General features: G+C 50.7%; 18 protein-coding genes. 13 read left to right on the top strand and 5 right to left on the bottom strand.

Features of this window, described 5'->3' with window-relative positions; translation table 11 throughout:
• The first annotated feature begins 89 nt into the window (after window positions 1–89).
• Both ACM9J1_RS00540 and ACM9J1_RS00535 read left to right on the top strand, forming a co-directional pair.
• A complete protein-coding gene (locus tag ACM9J1_RS00540; protein WP_415579871.1) occupies window positions 90–1,289 on the top strand; it encodes a hypothetical protein in 1,200 nt (399 codons plus the stop codon).
• Between the two features lie 121 nt (window positions 1,290–1,410).
• Window positions 1,411–3,408: a KUP/HAK/KT family potassium transporter gene (locus ACM9J1_RS00535; RefSeq protein ID WP_415579870.1), complete on the top strand. Its 1,998-nt coding sequence runs from the start codon at window positions 1,411–1,413 to the stop codon at window positions 3,406–3,408.
• Here the strand turns inward: ACM9J1_RS00535 and ACM9J1_RS00530 are convergent.
• A complete protein-coding gene (locus ACM9J1_RS00530) occupies window positions 3,405–4,577 on the bottom strand; it encodes a poly(ethylene terephthalate) hydrolase family protein (protein WP_415579869.1) in 1,173 nt (390 codons plus the stop codon). The two genes, ACM9J1_RS00535 and ACM9J1_RS00530, sit on opposite strands and share 4 nt — an antisense overlap.
• A gap of 120 nt (window positions 4,578–4,697) precedes the next feature.
• On the opposite strand from ACM9J1_RS00530, the gene ACM9J1_RS00525 reads away from it, so the two are divergent.
• The 3 genes from ACM9J1_RS00525 to ACM9J1_RS00515 all read left to right on the top strand — a co-directional run bounded on the left by ACM9J1_RS00525 (window position 4,698) and on the right by ACM9J1_RS00515 (window position 8,220).
• The gene (locus tag ACM9J1_RS00525) at window positions 4,698–5,909 is read left to right on the top strand and encodes an RsmB/NOP family class I SAM-dependent RNA methyltransferase (RefSeq protein WP_415579868.1); all 1,212 of its coding nucleotides are present in this window, start codon (window positions 4,698–4,700) and stop codon (window positions 5,907–5,909) included.
• A gap of 48 nt (window positions 5,910–5,957) precedes the next feature.
• Complete coding sequence (locus tag ACM9J1_RS00520; RefSeq protein ID WP_415579867.1) at window positions 5,958–7,034, top strand: endonuclease; 1,077 nt, start codon at window positions 5,958–5,960, stop codon at window positions 7,032–7,034.
• Between the two features lie 106 nt (window positions 7,035–7,140).
• Complete coding sequence (locus tag ACM9J1_RS00515) at window positions 7,141–8,220, top strand: endonuclease (protein ID WP_415579866.1); 1,080 nt, start codon at window positions 7,141–7,143, stop codon at window positions 8,218–8,220.
• 125 nt (window positions 8,221–8,345) lie between these two features.
• On the opposite strand, the gene rho is transcribed toward ACM9J1_RS00515, so the two are convergent.
• Entirely contained in the window at window positions 8,346–10,154 is a 1,809-nt protein-coding gene (gene rho / locus ACM9J1_RS00510; RefSeq protein ID WP_415579865.1) for a transcription termination factor Rho, read from the bottom strand.
• A 186-nt stretch (window positions 10,155–10,340) separates the two neighbouring features.
• On the opposite strand from rho, the gene ACM9J1_RS00505 reads away from it, so the two are divergent.
• Window positions 10,341–10,754 carry a DUF4293 domain-containing protein gene (locus ACM9J1_RS00505; RefSeq protein WP_415579864.1) on the top strand — a complete coding sequence of 138 codons (414 nt, stop codon included), beginning with the start codon at window positions 10,341–10,343 and terminating at the stop codon, window positions 10,752–10,754.
• Window positions 10,755–11,022: 268 nt separating this feature from the next.
• On the opposite strand, the gene ACM9J1_RS00500 is transcribed toward ACM9J1_RS00505, so the two are convergent.
• Complete coding sequence (locus ACM9J1_RS00500) at window positions 11,023–11,517, bottom strand: metallophosphoesterase family protein (protein WP_415579862.1); 495 nt, start codon at window positions 11,515–11,517, stop codon at window positions 11,023–11,025.
• Between the two features lie 209 nt (window positions 11,518–11,726).
• Between ACM9J1_RS00500 and truA the strand changes: the two genes are divergently transcribed.
• From truA to ACM9J1_RS00470, 6 genes are all read left to right on the top strand, one after another.
• Window positions 11,727–12,470, top strand: coding sequence for a tRNA pseudouridine(38-40) synthase TruA (gene truA / locus ACM9J1_RS00495; RefSeq protein WP_415579861.1), 744 nt, complete (start codon window positions 11,727–11,729; stop codon window positions 12,468–12,470).
• A gap of 131 nt (window positions 12,471–12,601) precedes the next feature.
• Entirely contained in the window at window positions 12,602–14,362 is a 1,761-nt protein-coding gene (locus tag ACM9J1_RS00490; RefSeq protein WP_415579860.1) for an ABC transporter ATP-binding protein, read from the top strand.
• Window positions 14,362–15,021 carry a DUF2238 domain-containing protein gene (locus ACM9J1_RS00485; protein WP_415579858.1) on the top strand — a complete coding sequence of 220 codons (660 nt, stop codon included), beginning with the start codon at window positions 14,362–14,364 and terminating at the stop codon, window positions 15,019–15,021. The genes ACM9J1_RS00490 and ACM9J1_RS00485 overlap by 1 nt, the downstream gene beginning before the upstream one ends.
• 43 nt (window positions 15,022–15,064) lie before the next feature.
• Window positions 15,065–16,453 carry a dihydrolipoyl dehydrogenase gene (gene lpdA, locus ACM9J1_RS00480; protein ID WP_415579856.1) on the top strand — a complete coding sequence of 463 codons (1,389 nt, stop codon included), beginning with the start codon at window positions 15,065–15,067 and terminating at the stop codon, window positions 16,451–16,453.
• 276 nt (window positions 16,454–16,729) lie between these two features.
• Window positions 16,730–18,466 (top strand): right-handed parallel beta-helix repeat-containing protein, encoded by a 1,737-nt coding sequence (locus tag ACM9J1_RS00475; RefSeq protein ID WP_415579855.1) that lies wholly within the window; start codon window positions 16,730–16,732, stop codon window positions 18,464–18,466.
• Window positions 18,467–18,468: 2 nt separating this feature from the next.
• Entirely contained in the window at window positions 18,469–18,975 is a 507-nt protein-coding gene (locus ACM9J1_RS00470; RefSeq protein WP_415579854.1) for a GNAT family N-acetyltransferase, read from the top strand.
• Window positions 18,976–19,214: 239 nt separating this feature from the next.
• Here ACM9J1_RS00470 and ACM9J1_RS00465 read toward each other — a convergent pair whose 3' ends face one another.
• Window positions 19,215–20,798, bottom strand: a complete 1,584-nt coding sequence (locus tag ACM9J1_RS00465; protein ID WP_415579853.1) for a PAS domain-containing sensor histidine kinase — start codon at window positions 20,796–20,798, stop codon at window positions 19,215–19,217.
• Window positions 20,799–21,035: 237 nt separating this feature from the next.
• On the opposite strand from ACM9J1_RS00465, the gene ACM9J1_RS00460 reads away from it, so the two are divergent.
• Window positions 21,036–24,248, top strand: coding sequence for a PAS domain-containing protein (locus tag ACM9J1_RS00460; RefSeq protein ID WP_415579852.1), 3,213 nt, complete (start codon window positions 21,036–21,038; stop codon window positions 24,246–24,248).
• On the opposite strand, the gene ACM9J1_RS00455 is transcribed toward ACM9J1_RS00460, so the two are convergent.
• Window positions 24,245–25,366 (bottom strand): cysteine desulfurase family protein, encoded by a 1,122-nt coding sequence (locus tag ACM9J1_RS00455; protein WP_415580442.1) that lies wholly within the window; start codon window positions 25,364–25,366, stop codon window positions 24,245–24,247. The two genes, ACM9J1_RS00460 and ACM9J1_RS00455, sit on opposite strands and share 4 nt — an antisense overlap.
• Between the last annotated feature and the right edge of the window lie 113 nt (window positions 25,367–25,479).

Genomic DNA, 25,479 nt, shown 5'->3' with positions numbered 1-25,479 from the left:
TAAAAATCGATTGGCACAGTAATTGGGTGCGACGAAAAAGAGCCCGCGAGCGATTCGCCGAATCGGGTCAGTCACCAAAATTTTACATTATGAAAACGACAAAACTATTCTCCACGTTCTTTGCCATCCTGTTTGCCGGATGGGTTTCTGCGCAAGACCGCACCACCGTTACGGCAACCAGCAACGACATCAGCGACAACCTAGACCTTCGCGCAGTGGCGTCCATATTCGGCGAATCGAAAGACCTTGAGGATTTTGAGCGCAGGCTCAACGATCCGAAAACACAGATCTCTAACCTCGACCTCAATGGCGACCGGCAGGTCGATTACCTTCGGGTGATCGAATCGGTCGAAGGGAACGCACACATCATCATCGTTCAGGCCGTACTTGAAAGAGATGTTTTCCAAGACGTAGCCACGATTGAAGTCGAGCGCGACAATAACAATGTCGTACAGGTGCAGGTGGTTGGAGATGTATATATGTACGGAGACAACTATGTTTACCAACCCGTATATGTGACCCGTCCGATCATTTACAATCATTTCTGGGTTGTGGGCTATCGCCCGTACTGGTCGATGTGGTACTGGGGCTATTACCCTACCTATTATTACGGATGGGCGCCCTACCCGATTTACCGTTACCGCAACCACATCCATACACACATCAACGTTCATAACCATTATGTCTATGTCAACAATCCGCGTCCGAGGACATATTCACTGGCACCGCGCTACCGGGGCAACGGATACGAGGTACGGAACCCTGGCCGTTCGTTCCGGGAAAGGAATGACAATATCCGCAACAATTACGAATTGCAGGCCGTCCGTGCGCCGAGAAGCAACGGCAACGTGAGAAGCAACACCGGCGGAACACGTAGCAACGCCACGGTACAAAACCCAAGAAGCGGCGGAACGCGCAACACATCCGCAAACGTCCGTTCAACCACAACCGGAACACGTACACAAGCGCAACCCACAACCGTAACCATGGACAGTCCGCGTAGCGCAACGCCAAGGCAAACACAAGCTTCGCCTCGCACGGATTCCCCAAGGGCAGTGTCGGCGCCGAGAACGCAATCTCCGAGAGCTGAAGCGCCACGTCAGGCCACACCGAGAGCGGAAAGCCCACGGGTTGAACCTTCGCCACGAGCGCAAACGCCAAGAGCAGAAGCACCGAGGGTTCAATCGCCGAGAGCCGAAAGCCCTCGCACCAGCGCGCCACGACAAGCGACGCCAACGCGGGAAACCTCAGGCGGGAGTCGTAATGAAGGCCGCAGCGGAAGACGATAAAAACACACCTTTACAAACAAAGCATTGCTACGGCAGTGCTTTTTTTTTTGCAAAAAAGTGAGCTGAAAAGGCAATTGTCTGTATATTAATGTAACTTTGTCCTCTTTTTGAAAGATTTTCTATGAGTGCGCAACATCAGGGACTTCACAATAAGTTGACCCTTGCCGGATTGCTGGTAACACTAGGAATCATCTACGGCGACATCGGTACTTCTCCATTGTACGTAATGAAAGCCATCATTGGCGAGCATCCCATAAATGCAAACATCGCGCTGGGCGGGATTTCCTGCATCTTCTGGACGCTTACTTTGCAAACAACCATCAAATACGTCATCCTCACACTGAGTGCCGACAACAACGGTGAAGGCGGTATTTTCGCCCTTTACGCATTGGTGCGCCGAACGAAAATCAAGTGGCTTATCATCCCGGCCATCATTGGCGGTAGTGCGCTCCTGGCCGACAGTATCATCACGCCGCCGATTTCGGTCTCTTCTGCCGTGGAAGGCATCCGGGCAATTTACCCGCAGATTACCGGCGAGACCATCCAATATATTGTCATCGCCATTTTGGTGTTGCTCTTCACCATCCAGCAATTCGGGACCAAGTTAGTGGGACGATTTTTCGCTCCGATGATGTTGATATGGTTTGTCATGTTGGGTACTTTAGGCATCATTCAAATCGTATCGCACGCCGAAGTGCTAAAGGCGATAAACCCTTACTATGCCTATCTTTTACTGGCTGAACATCCAGATCATTTCTACGTACTCGGTTTCGTTTTCCTTTGTACGACCGGAGCGGAAGCGTTGTATTCCGACATGGGCCATTGCGGCCGTAAAAACATCCGTATTAGCTGGATTTTCGTAAAGGCGATGTTGGTACTCAACTATTTCGGTCAAGGCGCGTGGTTGATCCATCACGAAGGGCAAACTCTTAAGGAATTGGGCGGTGATTTCGGAAACCCGTTTTACCTGATTATGGCCGATTGGTTCCAACCTATTGGCATCATCGTCGCTACAATGGCTGCTGTAATCGCGTCCCAAGCATTGATTAGTGGCTCCTTTACGTTGATCAACGAGGCGATGCGCCTGAACTTTTGGCCGAAAGTCAAAATCAAATACCCAACAGAACTCAAAGGGCAACTCTATATTCCATCCATCAACTGGTTGTTATTGGCCGGATGTATTATGGTCGTATTGCATTTCGAAGAATCCGGAAACATGGAAGCGGCATACGGCTTGTCCATCATTCTGTGCATGATCATGACCACGATTTTGCTCAATTATTACATGATCATGAAACGGGTAAAACTGTACATCCTGATCCCGGTAATTACGGTATATCTCGCCATCGAATTCTGTTTCCTGGTGGCCAACCTGGACAAATTTGCCCACGGCGGTTACGTGACGCTGTTTATAGCCGTAGGTTTGATTGGACTCATGGCGACTTGGTGGAAAGCCAAGAAAATTTCCAAGAATTACACGAAAATCGTCAAAATCGACCATTACAAAAAAGTCTTGGCTGAACTCAGCGTGGACTTGTCTATCCCTAAATATGCGACACACCTGGTGTACATGACCAACGCCAACCGCACGGATGAAATCGAGGAGAAAGTAATGTATTCCATCCTGCAAAAACGTCCGAAACGCGCAGACATCTATTGGTTCGTACACGTGAACATCCTCAACGAGCCTTACCGGATGGATTATAAAGTAACCGAAATCGTGAAAGACGATGTCATCCGGATCGACTTTAATCTCGGATTCCGTGAAGCGACGAAAATTAATTTGATGTTCAAGGAAGTGTTGCGCGACATGGTGAAACACGGCGAAGTTGACATCACAAGCCGCTACGAATCGCTCAACAAGAACAACATCATCGGCGACTTTAAATTTGTCCTTTCGGAGAAATTCCTATCGAATGATTCAGACGTGCGGTTCGACGAGAAAATCATCATGAACACGTACTTCCTGATCAAGAAGCTCAGCTTGTCCGAGGAAAAAGCGTTCGGCCTAGACAGCAGTTCGGTGAAAATCGAAAAATTCCCGATGGTATTCCACCCGCCGGAAAAACTTGTTCTCACACGCGTTTTCAGCAAGGACAAAGAGCAGGCACCACATTAATTTTTGACGAGCATCCCGCGTTTGACCAGTGCATCCGCAGACAGCACATACCAGTAACATCCTTGTGAAAGCGTGCTGACGTCTATGGCGGTCTGGCTCGATACGGTCTGTTCGAGCACTTTCCTACCTTGCGCATCATACAAAACCAACAGGCTGTTGCCTAGCGGGATGATAACCTGCAATGCATCATTGACCGGATTCGGAAAAACCTGGATGTCATTTTCCGCCGATGTTAGACCCAGCGGCGCGCATTGTGTACAATTCTTCTGGTACGTGATGGCCGGGTCGATCAGAATTTGGGCATCGAACGCCGCACCCGCTTCACAATCTGCCGACAATTGCCGCTTGAGCCAATCGAGCACGTATCCGGCGATCACGGCATGTTGCGTTTCCCTCGAAATTTCCGGGTCAGGCGAACACGACGCTTCCCCGACCGAACACAGAAAATTGTTATCGGCCATCTGGCAGTGGCTGCCACCGGTGATGCTGATGTAGGTCTTACAAGCGCTCTGCAACGCATCGTACATCGGGATTTGGTGATTTGGCGGCGGCGTTACGCAGTCATTCGCGCCCGCAAACACCAATGACGGTATGGCAAGCGATCCGGCAGCCGCAACAGCCGACGGACTGGTTTCGGCCGGTGCCAAAGTTGCGAGCGCCGTAATCTGGCTATTCAATCCAGCGGCCAAAAAAGCCGCGCCACCGCCCATACTGTGGCCCATCACCGCAGACGTTCCGGCGACGCTGCCATTGAGGAACGACGAACCATCCTGCCCAAGCGCTTTGATTTTCTCAATGCAAAAGGCCAAATCCTTCCCGAATTCGAGGTGCGAGGGCAAAATGCCGCCTTCCGTCTTCGGCAGGACGAAAATGAACCCCTCCGGCACGATCAAATCCTTGAGATAATCGTATGCGTCAACGCCCATCACAAAGCCGTGGCCGAACGCGATGACCGGGAATTGGTCGGTCCCTGACGCTATAGCGACATTGTCACCGGCGACGTCGGCCGGATAATACAACTCTACGGCAATATTCCGATTGCGCGCCGAATCGTTGAAAGTGATCGATTGGTGCCCGATGGCGAACGGTTGCGCGATGGTTGATTGAACACAAAAAAGCAGGAACACCATCGGTAACCGGCGGAGACCTTGAAAAGTATTTTTTGGCATGACGTTTTGGTTTTACTTACTAAATGTAACACAAGTTATTGATTTCCAACAAAAATTAACTTCTGTTCAACGCTTGCCCACGCGCCAAAAAGTGGTACTTTTGCACCCAGAAAATTGACCATGAGACTACACCGAAATCTGGTATATGCCACGATAGATTCCTTACTCGCCATCTTCAACGACGGCGAATATGCAGACAAAGCCGTGGCGCGCGCACTCAAGCGCGACAAACGCTGGGGCAGCGCAGACCGAAAATTCGTAGCCGAAACCATCTACGAAATCGTGCGTTGGAAAAGGCTGTATGCTGAAATCGCCGATGTCAAGGAACCGTTTACGCGCGACAATATGTGGCGGATTTTCGGGGCGTGGGCCATCCTGCGTGGCTACACCATTCCGGATTGGCCACAACTCGCCGGAACGCCCGCGAGAAAAATCAAAGGCCGTTTTGACGAATTGTCCAAGACGCGGAAAATCAAGGAATCCATCCCCGATTGGATCGATGAATTGGGCGTGGCCGAACTCGGCGAAAAAACCTGGGCGCAGGAAATCACTGCGCAGAACCAGCAGGCCAAAGTCATTTTGCGTGTCAATACGCTCAAGACGACCAAAGAAAAATTGCGCGCCATTTTGATGGATCTCGATATCGAAACCGAATTCCTCAAGGAACAACCCGACGCACTGGTCTTGAAGGAACGCGCCAACGTTTTTTTGACCGACGCGTTCAAAGAAGGATTGTTCGAGGTGCAGGATGCCAATTCGCAATTGGTGGCGCCGTTGTTAGACGTACAACCGGGCATGCGTGTCGTGGATGCCTGTGCGGGCGCCGGTGGGAAAACGCTTCATCTGGCGTCGCTTATGGAAAACAAAGGCCAACTCATTGCGATGGATTTGTATGAAAGCAAGTTGAAACAACTGAAACTTCGTGCAAAAAGAAACGGCGCGTTCAACATCGAATACCGCATCATCGATTCCACCAAAGTCATCAAGAAACTCCATGAAAAGGCAGACCGCGTCTTGATCGATGCGCCTTGTTCAGGGTTGGGCGTGCTCAAGCGAAATCCGGACGCCAAGTGGAAACTGCAACCTGAGTTTGTGGAAAACATCCGAAAGGTGCAAGCCGAAGTCTTGGAGAATTATTCCAAAATGGTCAAGCCCGGAGGAAAACTCGTGTACGCAACGTGTTCGGTCTTGCCTTCTGAAAATCAGGAGCAAGTGAAAAAATTCCTCGCCACCGAAACAGGAAAAAACTTTACCTTTGTCAAAGATTCGGCCCTACTCGCCTCGACGTCCGGCTTCGACGGATTTTACATGGCGCTCATGGAACGGAAATAAATCGGGACGTGTCCGGTAGGACGGCATCGCGAGTTAAAATAAAACCCTATGAAAAAAATCTACTCTTTTATCGCGCTGATTGCGGCGGCTGGTGTTTTCGGACAAGCGGGCGCGCCAGCGTCGCCGTATTACAACGGTTTTAATTTCAACCAAACCGGAACAGCACTCAAAACGGCGCTGGCCAATAAAATCCAGGCCACACACACCAAGGAACTAAGCTATTCAAATGTATGGGAAGCCCTGAAGATCGCCGACCGCGATCCGGCAAACGCCAACAACGTGCTATTGATTTACGGTTGGGAAAACGGCTCCGACGGCAACGCCACCAATGACCATTCAAGGTCGAAGGACGACAATGGTGGCAGCAATGGCCAGTGGAACCGCGAACACACGTTTGCACAGGCGCTCGGAAACCCTGACTTGGGGCAATCTGGCCCAGGTGCCGATGCGCATCATTTGCGCGCTTGTGACGTACAACGCAACGGCACGCGCGGCAACCTGAAATTTGCGGCCGGAAGCGGAACACCTTCGGGCGCATCTGGAAGCGGCTGGTATCCGGGCGACGAATGGAAAGGCGACGTAGCCCGCATGATGATGTACATGTATTTGCATTATGACACGCAATGCCTGCCAACAACCATCGGAATTGGAACCACTGCACCTACCGACTCGAACATGCTCAACCTGTTCCTGCAATGGAATGCCGAAGATCCGGTATCGCAGTATGAAGACAACCGCAACACATATCTGGGCAACGCCTCGAACACCTATGGGCAAGGCAACCGCAACCCATTTATCGACAACCCGTATTTGGCCACTTTAATCTGGGGTGGAACGCCTGCCCAGAACCGTTGGCCGACGCTGGCTTTGCCACAAGTATCGGACGCCTTCTCGCTGATCAGCGTGTATCCGAACCCATCGAACGACCACCGCATCAACATCGACAGCGAAGTAGAATTGGATGAAATCGAACTGATCACCATCAATGGACAGGTCATGCAACGCATCCAGCGTCCTGTCTTCCAAAATAATACATATACGATTGAAAACCTGCCGCAAGGCTTTTATTTGCTCAGGCTGGTGTCCAACCAACAAGCGACGGTTAAAAAGGTTCTTGTAAATTAATTCGATCCATAACCTGAAAAGCCTTCCATTCCGGGAGGCTTTTTTCGTTAAAAAATTTTCCCGGACCGATTATTCGCTTACATTTGCCCGGCCTAAAATCGAAAAGATGAACAAATTCCTACTTCCTGCGTTGTTGTGTGCAGTTTCTGCCATCGCGCAAATTCCAGCCGGTTATTATGATACGGCAACCGGTACGGGTTACACCCTGAAAACCCAACTGCACAATATCATTAAAGGACATACGAGCTTTGGCTATGACGGCTTGTACGACACCTATCAGACGTCGGACCGGGATTATTTCTACGAAAACGACGGGACAATCCTGGACATGTATTCCGAGAATCCAAACGGCACCGATCCTTACACTTACTCGGCCGGCGAGTCTCAGCGCTGCGGCAACTACCAGTCTGAAGGCGATTGCTACAACCGTGAGCACATCATCCCACAGTCTGTATTCAATGAAGCGCAACCAATGAAAAGCGATGCGCATTTCGTGGTGCCGTCAGACGGAAAAGTCAACGGCTACCGGAGCAACCATCCGTTTGGCGTGGTCGGGAGCGCGACATATACCTCGCAAAACGGCTGTAAATTGGGCAGCGCGAGCAACTCGGGTTATGCGGCGGGTTATTCGGGCACTGTTTTCGAACCCATTAATGAATTCAAGGGCGACATCGCCAGGATGTATTTTTATTTTGCAACGCGCTACCAGAATGTCATTACGGGTTTCGGGTCGTATGCCATGTTTAACGGCACCAGCAATCAAGTTTTTACACCGACATTCTTGGAAATACTGAAACATTGGCACGCGCAAGATCCGGTGAGCGAACGTGAGATTACCCGGAACAATGCGATTTATGCACGGCAGGCCAACCGCAATCCATTCATCGACCATCCGGAGTGGGTAGAAACCGTCTGGGGCGCGATGCTGGCTGCACCGTCGGCAGATTTGGGTTCGCAAGTCGCAATTTACCCGAATCCGACCGTTAACAACACCATCAACATTTCTTCTGACGCCGACATCGACACGGTTGAAATCATCAATATCAATGGGCAATTGGTGCAGCGTATCCAAAAGCCGGCGATGCAAAATCAAACTTACTCGGTGGCAAACGTCCCGAGCGGCTTTTACCTGATGAAACTCACCGCAGGTAGCCAGTCGGCGGTAAAAAAAATTGTCGTACAATAACTTTCTTTGACCACGAATTCCCAAATTAATTCGTGAATTCGTGGCGAACCAAATAACCGGCTGCCGAAATCATCAGCATAAAAAAATCCCGCTTTAGGCGGGATTGTTTATTTATGGGTATCCTGTTAGTCGTTCATCGAAATCAGGAATTCCTCATTGTTGCGCGTTTTGCTGAAACGGTCGTTGATGAAATCCATCGCTTCCACCGGATTCATGTCGGACAGGTATTTCCGCATGATCCACATGCGCTGGATGACGTCTTTCGGCATGAGCAAATCGTCGCGGCGCGTACTCGAAGAAGTCAGGTCAATAGCAGGGAAAATACGTTTGTTCGCAATCTTGCGGTCAAGCTGCAATTCCATGTTGCCCGTACCTTTAAATTCCTCGAAAATCACTTCGTCCATCTTTGAACCGGTTTCGGTAAGCGCCGTCGCGATGATCGACAATGAACCGCCATTTTCCACGTTACGTGCCGCACCGAAGAAACGCTTCGGTTTTTGCAACGCATTGGCGTCCACACCGCCGGATAACACTTTACCCGATGCCGGCTGTACCGTATTGTAAGCGCGCGCCAAACGGGTAATCGAGTCGAGCAGAATCACGACGTCGTGCCCGCATTCCACCAAACGCTTGGCTTTCTCCAGGACGATGTTCGCGATTTTTACGTGTTCCTGCGGCTCGCGGTCAAAGGTCGATGCGATGACTTCGCCACGAACGCTGCGTTGCATGTCGGTAACTTCCTCCGGGCGTTCGTCGATGAGCAACACCAGCAAATACACTTCCGGATGGTTGGCCGCAATGGCGTTGGCGATGTCTTTCAAGAGCATCGTCTTACCGGTTTTGGGTTGCGCCACGATCATGCCACGCTGGCCTTTGCCGATAGGCGCGAACAAATCGATGATGCGCGTCGATACCGAACTTTGCCTTTCGGCCAGTTTGAACTTCTCAGTCGGGAAAACCGGCGTCAAATGTTCAAACGCGATACGGTCTCGCACTACTTGCGGGTCATGCCCGTTGATTTTCAATACTTTTACCAGCGGAAAGAATTTCTCGCCTTCTTTCGGCGGACGCACAACGCCTTTTACGGTATCGCCCGTTTTCAACCCGAACAGTCGGATTTGCGACGTAGACAAATAGATGTCATCTGGCGACGCCAGGTAATTGTAATCGGACGAACGCAAAAAACCATAGCCGTCGGGCATCATTTCCAACACACCTTCGCTCTCGATGATGCCGTCAAATTCAAAGTCCGCATCGCGTACGTTACTGGTCTTCTGCTTTTTGAAATTGCCATCGTTCCGGTCAATGTTCCGGTTTTGGTTTTGGTTATAATTGCCGTTTCCGTTACCATTCCCGTTGCGCGGCTGCCCGTCGCTTGTATTTTGCGGGTTCTGATTTTGGTTCGGGTTGTTGGCTTCGCCGCGTTCAACACCGCCACGGTTTTGGTGCTGGTGTTTGTGTTTTTGCGGACGCTCTTGCGTTGGTTCCTCGGCATTTCCTGCCGCCGGCGCTTCTGAAACGGCGTCCCTTTGCTGCGGCTCTTCGGCGGTCACCGGGGCTTGCGGCTTGTCAAAACGGTTTTTCTTGAACTTGCCGCCTCTTTCATTTTCTACGCGATTCTGGCGATCGTTCCTTTGGTTTCGCGGATGCTCTTCTGCGGGCTCAGTAGTGGGTTCGGGCGCTTCCGCAAATAAATTTTCCTGTTTGGGCATGCGCGGGCCGTTCTGCTCCTTTGCTGGCCTGCCAATGCGGGCACGTTTCGGTTTTTCTTCGGCGGTCTCTTGATCTGGGCTCGGATTTGCGGCCTGGAAGTCGAGGATTTTATAGATCAACTCTTCTTTCTTGACGCCGGCAAACTTGATTTTTTTGGTTGCTTTCGCAATTTCCTGAAGCTCGGGAAGCTTCATTTCTTTTAATACGGAAATATCAAACATGTAAATATGTTAATTTGAATTGTAAAAAGGACGGTAGGGCACAATAAATAGTTGGGAAGTGAATTTGGCGATGTCCCGAAAGATGAAGTACTTGCGGTTTCGTACTGCAATATTACGAATAAAAATTTACCGTACAATAGCAATAATCAAAAAGAAAATTTATTTTTGTGTCGCTAAAAACCGGCTATGATCCAACGGATACAAACTGTTTATCTTGCCCTGACGATGATCGTCTCGGGTGTGTTGCCGTTTGTGTTCCCGCTCTGGACCCTTACCGACAAGAAAGTCGTCTGGTTCATGGAAAACATGGCTTACGCCATTCTGTTCGGGCTCAGCGCCACTTTAGCGTTGCTTGCCATTTTAAGCTATAAAAAAAGACAACATCAGTTTGTGATCAACAGGCTGAACATGATATTGAACCTTATTTTAATAGGGCTATTTGTGTACTGTTCACTAAACTTGTCCGGAGAAACCCCAGCGGTTTCTGAGAAGGGCATTGGGATGTTCCTCCCGATTGTTTCTATCGTGTTGTTGGTTTTGGCCAACAAGGCCATCAAGAAGGACGACGATCTCGTAAAATCTGTGGACCGGCTCAGGTAAACCTACTAACTTAGTTTATTTAGTGCGAAAAGAATCCGGGCAAACACCCGGATTTTTTATTGGGGCGTTGCGCTTCCTGCGTCGCGCCGGGCTATCCGCTACAATCTTTTATTCCATTGTATTACATAAAAGGATTTGCGCTGCTATCCCTAACGCAAACCACTACCGGCAGACCGCACCACGAATTCGCGAATGACATAACATCCGTGATTTTGTTGTTGGTCCTTATCAATTCGTCAATTCATAGTTGGCTATTTTGAACCCACGGTCATTTACTTCCCATTTCGATGACTTCGAGGTTCCCGATTTTTTCCCCGTCGATCGTAAAGCGCAGCATCGTCCGCACTTTGTGGAAACCCGAAATCCCCGCAGCGCCCGGATTCATGTGCAGTAGGTTCAACTTCTGGTCAAACTGTACTTTCAGGATGTGCGAATGCCCGCAGACGAACAATTTCGGAGGGTTTGCGTTGATTTCCGCCCTGATGTCCTGATTGTATTTCCCGGGATAACCGCCAATGTGCGTGATCCAGACATCGACGCCTTCACACATAAACCGGTTGTGTAGCGGGAATTCCAGCCGCGCCTTGTCGTCGTCGATATTCCCGTACACGCCACGAAGCGGTTTGACTTTTTTCAAGGCGTCGGTCACGCTTAAATGGCCGATATCGCCCGCATGCCAGATTTCGTCGGCGGCTTCGGCGTACTTCAGGATTTTATCATCGATGTAGGAATGGGTGTCGGAAAGGAGCAGAATACGTGTCAAGGTTCAAGGTTTAAGGTTCAAGGTTTAAGGTTCAAGGTTTAAGGTTCAAGGTTTAAGGTTCAAGGTTTAAGGTTTAAGGTTCAAGGTTTAAGGTTCAAGGTTTAAGGTTCAAGGTTTAAGGTTCAAGGTTTAAGGTTTAAGGTTCAAGGTTCAAGGTTCAAGGTTCAAAGTTACGACGAACAAACTTTAAACTTTCTTACCTTTGCGCGATGCCAAGATATTTCATCGATTTCGCTTACAAAGGAACCGCCTACCACGGCTGGCAATCGCAACCGGACACCACGAAAACCGTACAGGAAACCCTGGAGAAAAACCTGTCGATGGTTTTGCGCACGCCCATCAAGGTTACCGGTGCAGGCCGTACAGATGCAGGCGTACATGCACGACAGCAGTTTGCGCATTTTGATTTCGACGGCGCCATTTCTTCGGAAAAATTAACTTACAACCTCAACGCGTGTTTGCCCGACGACATCGCGATAACCCGTTTCATCAAAGTCCATGACGACGCGCACGCGCGGTTCGACGCCAAACGCCGCACGTATGAATACCACATCCACAAGCAAAAAGATGCCTTCTTACAGGAGCGGAGTTTCCAATACATGCACCGGCTCGACGTGGGCAAAATGAACCGGGCAGCGCAATTGCTGTTCAACCACAGTGATTTCGAGTGTTTTTCAAAAGTTAAAACCGACGTAGGCACGTTCATTTGCCGTATTTTTGCCGCGCATTGGGAAGAAACCGACGACAAATTGGTGTTCACCATTTCGGCTGACCGCTTCCTGCGCAACATGGTACGCGCCATCGTGGGCACGCTCATCGATGTCGGGTTGGGCAAAATCACACCCGATGACGTGACGCGCATCATCGAGAGCAAGGACCGACGGGAAGCCGGATTTTCGGTACCCGCGCACGGATTATATTTAACGAAGATCGAATACGATTATATTACATGAGTCGAAAGACCAAAGTCGAAAGAATCGGAACGCGTACAGGTTTCACTTGGAATATCTCTTTTGACTTTCGACTAGAAAATGGCACGAGCGCAGCGATTGCACGAGTCCGATAAAAACAACAACCACTTCGAGTGAAAGCAAAAGCATTTGACTCCAGGCTGTTCAAACGCATCCTGGTCTATACCAAACCTTACAAAGCCAGATTCTACGGCGTGATTTTCTTCGCCGTGGCGCTCTCGGTCTTTGCGGCTTTGCGTCCGTATTTACTAAAGAAAACGGTCGATGCGTATATACAGCCGAAAGATTCGCACGGGCTTTTGATGTACATCGTCCTGATGGGCGTGGTCATGCTCTTTGAAGTGTTCTCGCAGTTCTACTTTGTGTATTGGGCTAATTGGCTCGGGCAAGACATCGTTAAGGACATCCGGATGAAACTCTTCCGGCACATGCTGTCCTTCCGGATGCAGTATTTTGACAATGCGCCGGTAGGCCAACTCGTCACACGCGCCGTGTCCGACATCGAGCAGATCGCGCGCATCTTTAGCCAAGGTTTGTTCATGATCATTTCGGACCTGATGAAAATGATCGTCGTGCTCGGATTCATGTTCTACATGAACTGGAAACTGACCTGGATCGTGATCGTGGCCATGCCGATTTTGGTGTACGTCACCCGGATTTTCCAGCGCAAGATGCAGGTGACTTTCGAAGAAGTTCGGAACCAGGTGGCCAATCTCAATACGTTTGTGCAGGAGCGTGTCACCGGAATGAAAATCGTACAGCTTTTCAACCGCGAGGCCATCGAGGCCGAAAAATTCCGCCAGATTAACGACAAACACCGCAAGGCTTGGGTAAAAACCATTTGGTACAACTCCATCTTCTTCCCCATCGCCGACATCATTTCGTCGCTTACCTTGGGCATGGTGGTTTGGTACGGCGGCATCCGGATCATCGGCGGCGATAACTTCACGACGTTCGGGGATTTGTTCTCCTACACGATGTTCATCGGGATGTTGTTCAACCCTTTGCGTCAAATTGCCGATAAATTCAACGAGATGCAAATGGGCATGATTTCGGCCAACCGCGTCTTCGATATCCTGGACACGACCAGCCACATCCAAGACACGGGGACCATTGAGGCACCAGATTTTACAGGCAACATCGAATTTAACAACGTGCATTTCGGTTACCTCGAAAACGAAGAAGTGATCAAGGGCGTGAACTTGTCCATCAGCGCAGGTGAAACGGTAGCCATCGTGGGTGCAACCGGCGCCGGAAAATCAACGATCATCAATTTGCTCAACCGTTTTTATGAACTCAACAGCGGTGAAATAGACATCGATGGCACCAACATCGAGCACTATACATTGGCGTCGCTCCGCAAGCAGATTGCCGTGGTGTTGCAGGATGTTTTCCTTTTTGCCGACACCATCCTGAACAACATCACGCTTAACAATCCGGACATTTCCCGCGAGGACGTCATTGCCGCCGCCAAGAAAATAGGCGTACACGATTTCATCATGAGCTTGCCGCAGGGTTATGACTATAATGTAAAGGAACGCGGCGTCATGCTTTCGTCCGGGCAACGGCAATTGATTGCTTTTCTCCGCGCCTACGTGAGCAATCCCGGGATTTTAATTTTGGACGAAGCCACGTCGTCGGTTGATACGCACACCGAAGAATTGATCCAGCATGCCACCGAAGCCGTGACCAAAGGCCGCACGTCTATCGTCATCGCACACCGTTTGGCCACGGTCATCAACGCCGATAAAATCGTGGTCATGGACAAGGGCAAAGTCGTTGAACAAGGCACGCATGGCGAGTTGCTGTCCAAGCCCGATGGCTACTATAAAAACCTGTATGAATCACAATTCCTAGCCGCCGAACAAAACTGATGGCTTTTACCATTGCAATTTCAAAGGAACGTACGCCGCTGAGACAGAACCGCTGGCTCAAGATTTTCCTATCGGTATTTCTGCTGTGTTGGGCCAACTCCTACATCGGCAATACCGACGACGCCAACTGGCTGCTCGAGAATACGTTGGTATTCATTTTCCTCGGATTTCTGGCATATTCGTACCGGAAATACCAGTTCAGCGATTTGAGTTACCTGCTCATTTGCGTCTATTTGTGTCTTCACGTGTACGGCTCGAAATATACCTACGCCGAAAATCCGTTCGGTTACTGGCTCAAGGACGCGTTTGACTTGTCACGAAACCATTACGACCGCATCGTGCATTTCAGTTTCGGATTCCTGCTCGCCTACCCGATGCGTGAAATGTTTCTCAAATGGCTCCGGTTTCCGGCCTGGGTTGCTTGGACGTTGCCCATAGAAATCACGCTGTCCGTGAGTGGGTTTTACGAACTTATCGAATGGGCGGTCGCCGACGTTTTCTTTAAAGCGCAGGGTGCTGCCTATCTGGGTACGCAGGGCGACGTTTGGGATGCGCAAAAAGATATTTTCCTGGCATTTTCAGGATCGATCATCGCCACGACCATCGTATCGGTGGTGAAACGCATCGGAAATATCAACGAACCGAAATCATCCCTTTGAGAAAAATTATGTACTTTCGCTACGCAAAAAATCAAGTAATACCATGAAATACGACATCATAGTTTTAGGAAGCGGACCGGGCGGCTACGTCACCGCCATCAGGGCATCGCAACTGGGTTTCAAGACCGCCATCGTTGAAAAAGAAAATCTCGGCGGCGTCTGTCTTAACTGGGGCTGTATCCCGACCAAGGCGTTGTTGAAGTCTGCGCAAGTGTTCGATTATTTGAAGCATGCCGCAGAATATGGCTTGTCCGTGACGGCTTTCGACAAAGATTTCGGCGCGGTCATTTCCCGTTCGCGCGGTGTGGCCGACGGCATGAGCAAAGGCATCCAGTTCCTGATGAAGAAAAACAAGATCGATGTCATCGAAGGCACGGGCAAACTCAAGCCGGGCAAGAAAATAGACGTAACGGCGGCCGACGGAAAAACGACCACGTATGAAGCCGACCACATCGTTATCGCTACCGGCGCGCGTTCCCGCGAGTTGCCGAACCTGCCGCAGGACGGTGTAAGAGTAATTGGTTACCGCCAGGCGATGACGTTGGAAAAACAGCCAAAATCGATGATTGTCGTGGGTTCGGGCGCCATCGGTGTCGAGTTCGCGCATTTCTACAATTCGATGGGCACCGACGTGACGATCGTTGAATTCATGCCGAACATCGTTCCGGTAGAAGACGAAGACATCTCCAAGCAAATGGAACGTTCCATGAAAAAAGCCGGCGTAAAGATCATGACCAATTCTTCGGTCGAAAAAATCGATACGTCCGGAAATGGCGTGAAAGCCACCGTGAAAACAGCCAAGGGCGAAGAAATCCTGGAGGCCGACATCTTGCTTTCGGCGGTGGGCATCAAAACGAATATCGAGAACATCGGGCTTGAGGAATGTGGCATCGCGGTAGACAAAGACAAAATCATGGTTAATGCGTTTTACCAGACCAACATACCGGGTTACTATGCCATTGGCGATGTGGTTCCGGGACAAGCCTTGGCGCACGTGGCCTCGGCAGAAGGCATTACCTGCGTGGAGAAAATCGCGGGCATGCACGTTGACCCGATCGATTACGGCAACATTCCGGGCTGTACGTATGCAACGCCGGAAATCGCGTCGGTCGGTTTGACCGAAAAGCAAGCGAAGGAAAAAGGATACGAACTCAAAATCGGTAAATTCCCGTTCACGGCATCCGGTAAGGCTAAGGCTGCCGGTACGCCGGATGGTTTCGTGAAGGTGATTTTCGACGCTAAATACGGCGAATGGCTGGGCTGCCACATGATCGGCGCCGGCGTAACCGATATGATTGCAGAGGCCGTCGTGGCGCGCAAACTCGAAACGACAGGACATGAAATCCTAAAAGCCGTACACCCGCACCCAACCATGAGTGAAGCTGTCATGGAAGCCGTGGCCGACGCCTATGGAGAAGTGATCCACTTGTAAATCATTTTGTCGAAATATTCCATCCGCCTTCGGGCGGATTCTTTTTTGCCTTTTTCTACCGATGTCCATCGCGCGGCAACCTTGGCGCGCTGGTATTGTGTACAACTAACACGTTTTTGTTGACAAAAAACACGTCGGGATTTTCATTTTCCGTCGCAAGCGCTTTTACTTTGTAACGCACGCCAAAACAAGCCGTTAATCCTAAATAACGGTCCATTGCCGAGAAAACTGTCGCGCCCCGCGAATCCTGCCTACCTTCGATGCTGCCAAAACAAGATGAGAGAAATCTTCAGTTTCCTTTTCGTATTGTACGCAGCCTTGTGCGCCGCGCAGACCAACTATTATGTGAACGGCGCCACCGGCAGCAACAGCAACAATGGCCTGTCTATGGCTACAGCTTGGAAAACCATCCAGAAAGCCTGTAACGCCGCGCCTGCCAACAGCATTGTGCACATCAAGGGCGGCTCGTATCATGAAAACCTGACGCTCAACGTCAGCGGTACGCAAAACAACCCGATTGTCTTCACCAATTATCAGGACGACGTCGTAATTCTCGATGGCGGCGGTACCACGGGCACGATCATGCTATCCATCACCAACAAAAGCCATGTGACCTTCGAGAACATGAGTATTCAGAACCTTACGTCGACCTACGCCAAAGGCATCAGCGTGGAAGCCGGAACGGGAAGTTGTACCGGGCTGACGTTCCGCAACCTGCTCATCAAGGATATCGCTTGGACCGACGACCCGAACGACATGCCCAGCAACTCAGACAACGCCTGGGGTTTGAAGGTGAAAGGACAAGTGGGCGGCATCTGGAACCTGACCATAGAAAACTGCGAGATATACGGCAATGTGCTGGGTTACAGCGAAGCCATAACGATTGCGGGCCACGTGGACGGTTTCGTGATCAAAGATTGCGCAATACACGACAACACCAACATCGGGATCGACATCATCGGGCACAACGACTCGAGTTCAGATCCGGACCTGGACTGGCCACGAAACGGCCTGATTACGGGGAACACCTGTTACCGAAATACATCGCCAGTGGCGCAGTCAGCAGGGATTTATGTGGATGGCGCACAAGACATCGTCATCGAAAAAAACAGTTGTTACGACAACCCGATCGGGATTGAAGTGGGTTGCGAGGACGACGGCGTGGCGCAATACATCCGGGTAAAGAACAACCTCATTTTCAACAACCATTACACCGGGCTTGCCGTGGGCGGCTATACGACAGATACATCCGGGCAAGTATTGTTCAGTACGTTCCGCAACAATACGTTCTTTAAGAACAATGCACTCAACACGGGCATGGGCGAAATCACGGTGTCAAAAGCATCGAATTGCGTTTTCGAGGGAAACATCGTCCACGCGAACAACCAGAATGTCCTGTTGACGATGCTCGACATCGCGCCACAGGAAAACAACCTGCTCAATTACAACTGTTTCTACACACCATCCGGCAACGCCAACAACATCATTGTGTATTGGGGTGAGTCCACGTACCATACCATCAATGCCTACAAGAACGGCACGGCGCAGGAAAACAGTTCGGTGTACAGCAATCCGGGCTTCATGAGCACCGCGCTACCCGAGCCCGATCTGGCGCTGATGCAGAACAGCCTGTGTATCAATAAAGGGAATCCGGCGTTGCAGATTACGGTCGGGGAAACAGATTTTGAAGGCAATCCGCGGATCGTCGCCAACCGCATCGACATTGGCGCGCATGAGTTCAATCCCGCACTCGGAAATGCGTATCACGATTTGCCAACCGTTTCGGTTTCACCAAACCCTTTTTCGGGCGAAACGCTTTTCAAGACGACCGCAGGCCTTGACGGTGCCGTACTGTTGCTCTACGATTTATCGGGCCGATTGGTCCGGACACAACAGCCAACATCCGAAAACACCATCTTACTCAAACAGGGAAATCTACCATCTGGTTTGTATTTTTACCGCATCGTCCGGCAAGGAAACGCCATTGGTTCCGGAAAACTGGTCGTGGAATAAACGTGGAAACCATCATCGAAACGCCCCGGCTGCTGTTACGGGAATTTACCCCAGGCGATGCCGCTGCATTGTATGCGCTTAACGAAGATCCGGAAGTGATTCGTTACACCGGCGATACGCCATTTGCCGACGAAGCCGACGCCGCAATGTTCATCCGGAACTATTCGGATTATAAGAAAAACGGTTATGGCCGCTGGGCGATGATCGAAAAAGAAACGGGCGCATTCTTGGGCTGGTGCGGGCTCAAATTCCATCCGGATACCGGCGAAACCGACATTGGCTTCCGGTTGCACCAACGTTATTGGAATGCCGGATTTGCCACCGAAGCCGCGCAAGCCTGTCTGGACTTCGGATTTTCCCATTTGGGTTTGCCCTCGATAATCGGGCGTGCTATGGCGGACAACAAGGCGTCCATCCGGGTGTTGGAAAAAATCGGATTGCATTATGAACGACCGTTTGATTTCCACGGCGGCCCGGGTGTCGTCTACCGGATTAGCGTAGTTGATTAAACGCTCTTTTCGCCAATAAACGGAGAGATTTCGGCTTTCGTGCCACGGCTTAGAGGCATCTCCAATAGTCAGCGCAAGTACGGCAGTAACAACGAATAGACATACTGGTAGGCAACGATTCCTTTCTGTTGCACGGTAACGAATAGTTGGATGGCTTTGGGGCTCATGGCGTTTTTATTTCAAAAATACACCCGCCACATTGCCTTACCGTTACACGATTTTTAAGAAATCTTACAGTTTCAGATTGGCAGGTAAATGTAGAATGTTGCGCCCGCTCCGGGTTGACTTTCGGCATGGATGTGCCCGTGGTGATTGTCCACGATCTTGCGGCACAACGCCAGCCCGATACCGGTCCCGTTGCTGAAATTATTCAGCCGTTTGAAGAGTTTGAACACGTGCTCGGCGTAGTCCTGTGAAAACCCGATGCCGTTGTCGCTGAAGGCGATTTTCACATAGTGTCCGCGCATATCCGCAACGCCGGTATCCGCCAGCGCCGAACCCGATACATGTTGCGCCGTGACACCGATGGTCGGCTCGGTCTTGTCCGAAAACTTGATGGCGTTGCTGACCAGATTCGCGAAGAGTTGGCGCAATTGTATCGGAATGCCTTTCACTACGGGCAGCGGCGCAATAGACAATCGCACGCCTTTTTCCTGGATCAGCAATTCAAAATCGCCAAGGACTTCCGAAATCACTTCATTGAGGTCAACGGGTTCCATTAAGATATCGGTAGCCGAAAGCTGCGAATATTTCAACACATCCTTGATCAGCAAAGACATGCGTTGCGCCGCCCCGGCTATTTTATCGGCGTTGGCGGCCACGGCTTGCTTGTCGTCGATTTTCATCCGGAGAATGTCCGCAAACGTCTGTATTTTCCGAAGCGGTTCCTGCAAATCGTGCGACGCGATATAGGCAAACTCCTCAAGTTGTTTGTTGCGCAAGGCGATGTCTTCAGCGTAAGCCTTGAGCCGGTCGTCGGATTTTTTCTTTTCGGTCAAATCTCTGGTCACTTTAGAAAACCCGATGACATGTCCGTCATTATCGTGTAGCGCCGTGATGACGATGTAACCCCAGAACGTTGAACCGTCTTTCCTGAGCCGCCAACCTTCGTGCATCGCTTTTCCGTTTTGAGCCGCCTCCGTGATGAGTTTGTCGGGCAATCCGGCAGCAATGTCTTCTTCCCGGTAAAACATCCTGAAATTATGCCCGATGACTTCGTCTTCCTTATAGCCTTTGATGTTTTCGGCGCCACGGTTCCAATTCAGGATATTCCCTTGGATGTCCAGCATCAGGATCGCATAGTCCTGCACCTCATCGATCATTTTGTGATATTGTTCTTCACTTTTACGGAGCTTTTCGGTGCGCTTGGCCATCTTACGTTCAAGTTGCGACAACGGATTTGTATGGTCAATCGGCTTACTTTGCTCTGATGTTTCGGTCAAAAGGTTGATGGTGCCGCACATGTTTCCGTCGTTGTCATACACCGGGCGCGGGCGCGAAATGACGTTGATCCGTGTGCCGTCGGGACGTTCCATCACGGTTTGCAAATCGTCCACGGCGCGTTTCTCCCGGATGGCGATGGCCGCCGGGTAGGAATCGGGCAACATCAATGAACCGTCGGTCGTAAAAATCCGATGGCTTCCGCACCAACGGTCTCCGGGGACAGGTTCTCTGCCCCAAAGCGCGACGGCAGCCGCATTGTAGAATGTGATCTTGCCTTCCATATCGCACAAATAAACCGGTACGGCCAGCGACGAGAGCAAATGCACCCCGGAAACAGCATTGGGCGATGGTGAGACAGAAGACGATGAAGATGGTTCCATAGCTTGGACTTTGTAAGGAACGAAACCGGGAAATGGGTTCGCTTTGGGTTACAATGGCCTAAAAGTAAGGCCAAATGCGGCAACAACCTTATATGTTAACAAATACGTTTTATATAATTCCAAGAAAGACTTGATTTACAGGCAAAAAACCGCACAATGAAAAGATTTTCTTAATTTCATCTAAACGCGCTGCCCGCGCTTGAAAAAAGGACTATCTTTAGGTAAGCAAGTTTCCCTATGCCATTTTCCCAGAAGCGAAATTCAAACCCTCAAACCATTTCAGATACAGGTATTTTCAGCGCCAACGGCGAAATGGCCCAGCGCATCCGTGCGTACGACTGGGCATCATCGCCCATTGGCCCCGTGGAATCTTGGCCGCAAAGCCTTAAGACGACACTTGGCATCCTGATCCATTCAAAATTCCCGATGTTCCTTTTCTGGGGAGAAGACCTCATCTGTTTCTACAACGATGCTTATCGGCCGAGCCTTGGCGAAAATGGAAAACACCCCGATGCCTTGGGCAAACCGGCGGCCGAAGTATGGGGCGAGATCTGGCCGGTCATCAAGCCGCAGATTGACCAAGTTTTGGCGGGCGGAGAAGCAACATGGTACGAAGACCAACTGATTCCTATCTTCCGCAATGGCAAAATCGAGGAAGTGTTTTGGACCTACAGCTACAGTCCTGTCATTGACGAATCGGGAACACCCGGTGGCGTTTTCGTTACCGTCGTGGAAACAACGAAAACCGTCCATTCAATCAATGCGTTGCAAATGTCTGAACAACGCTTCCAGAACTTGATCCGTGAAGCCACGGTGGGCATCATCGTGTTGGGCGGCGAGCAAATGAAAGTAGAAATCGTCAACGAAGGTTTCGCGCGGTTAATCGATCGCAAAGCAGAAGACTTGCTGGGCCGCGATATTTTCGACATCGTACCGGAAACCGAAGCCCATTTCCGTCCTATCATAGACCGCGTAAGGCTTTCCGGCGAGCCACTGCAATTGTATGATTATCCGTATCAGTATTTCATCGACAACCAGACGCGTGGCGGCTACTTGAATCTGGTGTACCAACCCTATCGCGAAGCCGACGGTTCGGTGAGCGGCGTAATGATTTTGTGCCATGACGTGACCGAGCAAGTCCGCGACAAACAGAAACTCGCCGAGGACGAATACCTGTTGAAAAAAGTCATCGAAGAATCGCCGGTGCGCATGGCACTGATGACCGGCCCGGAAATGACCGTGAAGATTGCCAACGAAACCATCCTGAAAGGCTGGAACAAGAGCAAGGAGCAGGCTTTCGGCAAACCGCTCGCGGAAATACTGCCCGAATTGACCGACCAACCGTTTTTCGAGATCCTCAACAGCGTGTACACGACCGGTGTTCCCCGCAGCGGAAAAAACTCCGAATTGCGTTTGCTGCACGAAGGCCAATGGACGTCGTCGTATTTTGATTTCTGGTATAACCCGATCCTCAACGCCCAAAGCGAAGTGTACGGCATCTTGGCCACATCTGTGGATGTCACCGAAAAGGTCCTCGCCGAAAGAGCCATCAGCGAAAGCGAACACCGTTTCCGCGATGTGGTGGAAAGTGCGCCATTCCCTATCGGCGTTTACATCGGTCCGGAATTCGTTATCCAACTCGCCAATGACGTCATGTTGAAGACTTGGGGAAAAGGCCGCGATGTCATCGGGATGAAATATACCGAGATACTACCCGAACTCGAGGGTAGCGAAGTATTCCAGCAACTCAAGGACGTTTTCGAGACAGGAAAACCTTTCCACGCCAAGAACACGCATCTTGATTTGGTGATCGACGGCCAACTCAAGACTTTCTATTTCAACTACAGCTTCACGCCGCTGTTCGATTCGCACGGCAACGTTTATGGCGTGATGAACACCGGTGCCGACGTGACCGATGTCAACCTTGCCAACCAGGAAGCCGAACAAAGCCGCAACAACCTCCGCAACACCATCCTGCAGGCGCCCGTGGCCATGTGCATCCTCAAAGGCAAAACGCATTTCGTGGAAATCGCCAACGAACGCATGCTGGAATTGTGGGGCAAGCAAGCCTCGGAAATCGTGGGCAAAAACTTGATGGACGGGTTGCGGGAAATTGAAGGGCAAGGGTTTGACTTGCTGCTGGACTATGTGTTCGAGTCTGGAAAAACGTACAAAGCCTATGACGTTTCGGTAAACCTGCCTCGGGGCGAATCGCTGCAAACTGTTTATGTGGACTTTGTCTATGAGGCGTTCCGCGCAAAGGACGGCACGATTGAAGGCGTCATCGTGGTTGCGACCGACGTTACCGAACAAGTCCTCGCCCGTAAAAAAATCGAACAGGCCGAAGAAAGCGCACGCCTTGCCATAGAATCTGCCGATTTGGGCAAATACGAAGTGGATTTGCGGACCGACGCGATCAAGGTTTCCGAACGTTTCAACGAAATCTGGGGCGTCACCGACTACTTGCCGAGACAATCCTATTCCCATTACATCCATCCGGACGACCTTGAAATCCGTGCAAAAGCGCACCGGGAATCGCTGGAGACCGGCTATTTGTTTTACGAAGCGCGACTCATCTGGGACGACCAATCCATCCATTGGATCCGCGTCAAGGGTAAGATTGTGTACGACGACGATGGGAAACCGCTGACCTTGTTGGGCGTCGTACAAGACATCAACGACCAGAAACTCTTCGCCGCGGAATTGCAGAAACAAGTCAAGGAACGCACCGCCGAACTGCACCGTTCCAACGAAGACTTGCTGCATTTTGCCCACGTCGCGAGCCATGATCTAAAGGAACCTATCCGGAAAATAAAAGTATTCGGGAACATGCTGGCTGAGGAATTCTCAGGACTGTTGCCCGAACGCGGCCTAAATCACTTGGCCAAGATCCAGAACGCGACCGACCGCATGTTTGCGATGATCGAAGGCGTGCTGTCCTACTCCACGCTGAATGCCGGTGAACAACCCATCGAGAAAGTGGACCTTGACCAGATACTATCAGACATCAAGGATGATTTGGAAGTAGTCATGCACCGCAAGCAAGCCGCCATAAAAGGTGCGCCTTTGCCGGTCATTGAAGGCGCATCGGTGTTGATTTACCAGTTGTTCTACAACTTGATCAACAATGCGTTGAAATTCTCGAAGCCGGAACGCGCGCCGCTTATCGCCTATTATCATTCCATCATTAACAGCGAAGGTGTCGATTATGTTGAAATCACCATCGCCGACAACGGCATCGGGCTCGAACAGCAGTATGCCGAGCAGATTTTCAATCCGTTTTCAAGACTGCACGGCAAAGACCAATACGAAGGCACCGGGCTGGGATTGGCTTTGTGTAAAAAAATCGTAGAGCGCCACCACGGCCGGATTTCCGCGACCGGAATGCGCGATGAAGGCGCCGTGTTCACCATCATGTTGCCGGTGAAACAGCAAAAACGCCTCATCTAGACCGACTGCAACACATCAATCAAGTAATCGATGTCTTCCCTGGTGTTGTAATGGCTGAACGAAATCCGAATCGAGGGCTTTTTCAGGTCTTCGTCCGAAAGGATTTCCGCCAGTACGTGCGAGGGCTTTGCGCTGCCCGATTGACACGCGCTGCCACGGGATACGGCGATGCCTTTCATGTCAAGGTGAAACAATATCATCGCTGTTTTTTCCGGAGCGATGGGCAAACAAACGTTGACGATGTTGTAAAACGTGTCGGCTCCGTTGACTTTCGCGCCGGGAAAATGTTGCTGCAATTGCGAGATTGCATAGTGTTTAAGTGAAGTAATGTCGTTTTCTTCGTCCTCAAGATGTTCATACGCCAGTTCCAACGCCTTGGCCATACCGGCAATGTTGTGGACGGCTTCCGTGCCGGCGCGCAGTCCTTTCTCCTGTTCGCCGCCGAAGAGCATCGGTTGGAGCACGATGCCTTTGCGTACGTAGGCAAACCCGATTCCTTTCGGGCCGTGGAATTTGTGGGCGCTCGCCACGATGAAATCCACCGGCAACTGCTGCAAATCGAACCGGCATTTCCCTACCGATTGCACCGTATCGGAGTGGAAATAGGCGTGGTTTTCCCGACACAATTTCCCGACGGCCGCCAAATCGAGTACGGTCCCGATTTCATTGTTGACGTGCATCAGCGATACCAATGTTGGGACGCCCGACCGTAACAGTTCTTGTAAATGCTCTAAATCGATATTTCCGCTGGGCAATGTCCGGACGAATTCCAATGGGATTTGAAATTCCGCGGCGATGGCTTCGGCCGCATGCAATACCGCATGGTGTTCCATCTTTCCGGTGATGATGCGCTTCACGCCCAAATCACGCACCGCCGAACGCAAAATCCAGTTGTCGGCCTCTGTCCCGCAAGACGTGAAGATGATTTCCTGCGCGGAAACGTTGAGTTGCTTGGCGATGGACTTTCGGGCCATTTCAACGACACTTTTCGCGTGGCGCCCGAAACTGTGCGACGACGACGCGTTGCCGAAATCCTCGGCGAGCACTTTCGCCATTTCAGCGATGACTTCTGGCCGAACCTGCGTGGTCGCGGCATTGTCGAGATAGGTTTTCCTTATCATAGTAGGCCGCAAAGTTACTAATATGCCGTTAAATTTTAGCGCTTTAATCGCCGGGTAAATGTTTCGTGGCCGAAAAAAACTATTTTTGCTGACGCGGCCGCTTGCTGCCA

The sequence above is a fragment of the Flavobacterium longum genome, from assembly GCF_965137575.1.
Classification (GTDB): domain Bacteria; phylum Bacteroidota; class Bacteroidia; order Flavobacteriales; family Flavobacteriaceae; genus Flavobacterium; species Flavobacterium longum.
The sequence above is the reverse complement of the archived record's forward strand: the minus strand, read 5'-3'. Positions and strand labels throughout refer to the sequence as shown.

Bases quoted from the DNA above. Each gene is read 5' to 3' on its own strand.
- ACM9J1_RS00540 (WP_415579871.1), top strand. From the start codon at position 90: ATGAAAACGACAAAACTATTCTCCACGTTCTTTGCCATCCTGTTTGCC.
- ACM9J1_RS00535 (WP_415579870.1), top strand. From the start codon at position 1,411: ATGAGTGCGCAACATCAGGGACTTCACAATAAGTTGACCCTTGCCGGA.
- ACM9J1_RS00530 (WP_415579869.1), bottom strand. From the start codon at position 4,577: ATGCCAAAAAATACTTTTCAAGGTCTCCGCCGGTTACCGATGGTGTTC.
- ACM9J1_RS00525 (WP_415579868.1), top strand. From the start codon at position 4,698: ATGAGACTACACCGAAATCTGGTATATGCCACGATAGATTCCTTACTC.
- ACM9J1_RS00520 (WP_415579867.1), top strand. From the start codon at position 5,958: ATGAAAAAAATCTACTCTTTTATCGCGCTGATTGCGGCGGCTGGTGTT.
- ACM9J1_RS00515 (WP_415579866.1), top strand. From the start codon at position 7,141: ATGAACAAATTCCTACTTCCTGCGTTGTTGTGTGCAGTTTCTGCCATC.
- rho (WP_415579865.1), bottom strand. From the start codon at position 10,154: ATGTTTGATATTTCCGTATTAAAAGAAATGAAGCTTCCCGAGCTTCAG.
- ACM9J1_RS00505 (WP_415579864.1), top strand. From the start codon at position 10,341: ATGATCCAACGGATACAAACTGTTTATCTTGCCCTGACGATGATCGTC.
- truA (WP_415579861.1), top strand. From the start codon at position 11,727: ATGCCAAGATATTTCATCGATTTCGCTTACAAAGGAACCGCCTACCAC.
- ACM9J1_RS00485 (WP_415579858.1), top strand. From the start codon at position 14,362: ATGGCTTTTACCATTGCAATTTCAAAGGAACGTACGCCGCTGAGACAG.
- lpdA (WP_415579856.1), top strand. From the start codon at position 15,065: ATGAAATACGACATCATAGTTTTAGGAAGCGGACCGGGCGGCTACGTC.
- ACM9J1_RS00475 (WP_415579855.1), top strand. From the start codon at position 16,730: ATGAGAGAAATCTTCAGTTTCCTTTTCGTATTGTACGCAGCCTTGTGC.
- ACM9J1_RS00465 (WP_415579853.1), bottom strand. From the start codon at position 20,798: ATGGAACCATCTTCATCGTCTTCTGTCTCACCATCGCCCAATGCTGTT.
- ACM9J1_RS00460 (WP_415579852.1), top strand. From the start codon at position 21,036: ATGCCATTTTCCCAGAAGCGAAATTCAAACCCTCAAACCATTTCAGAT.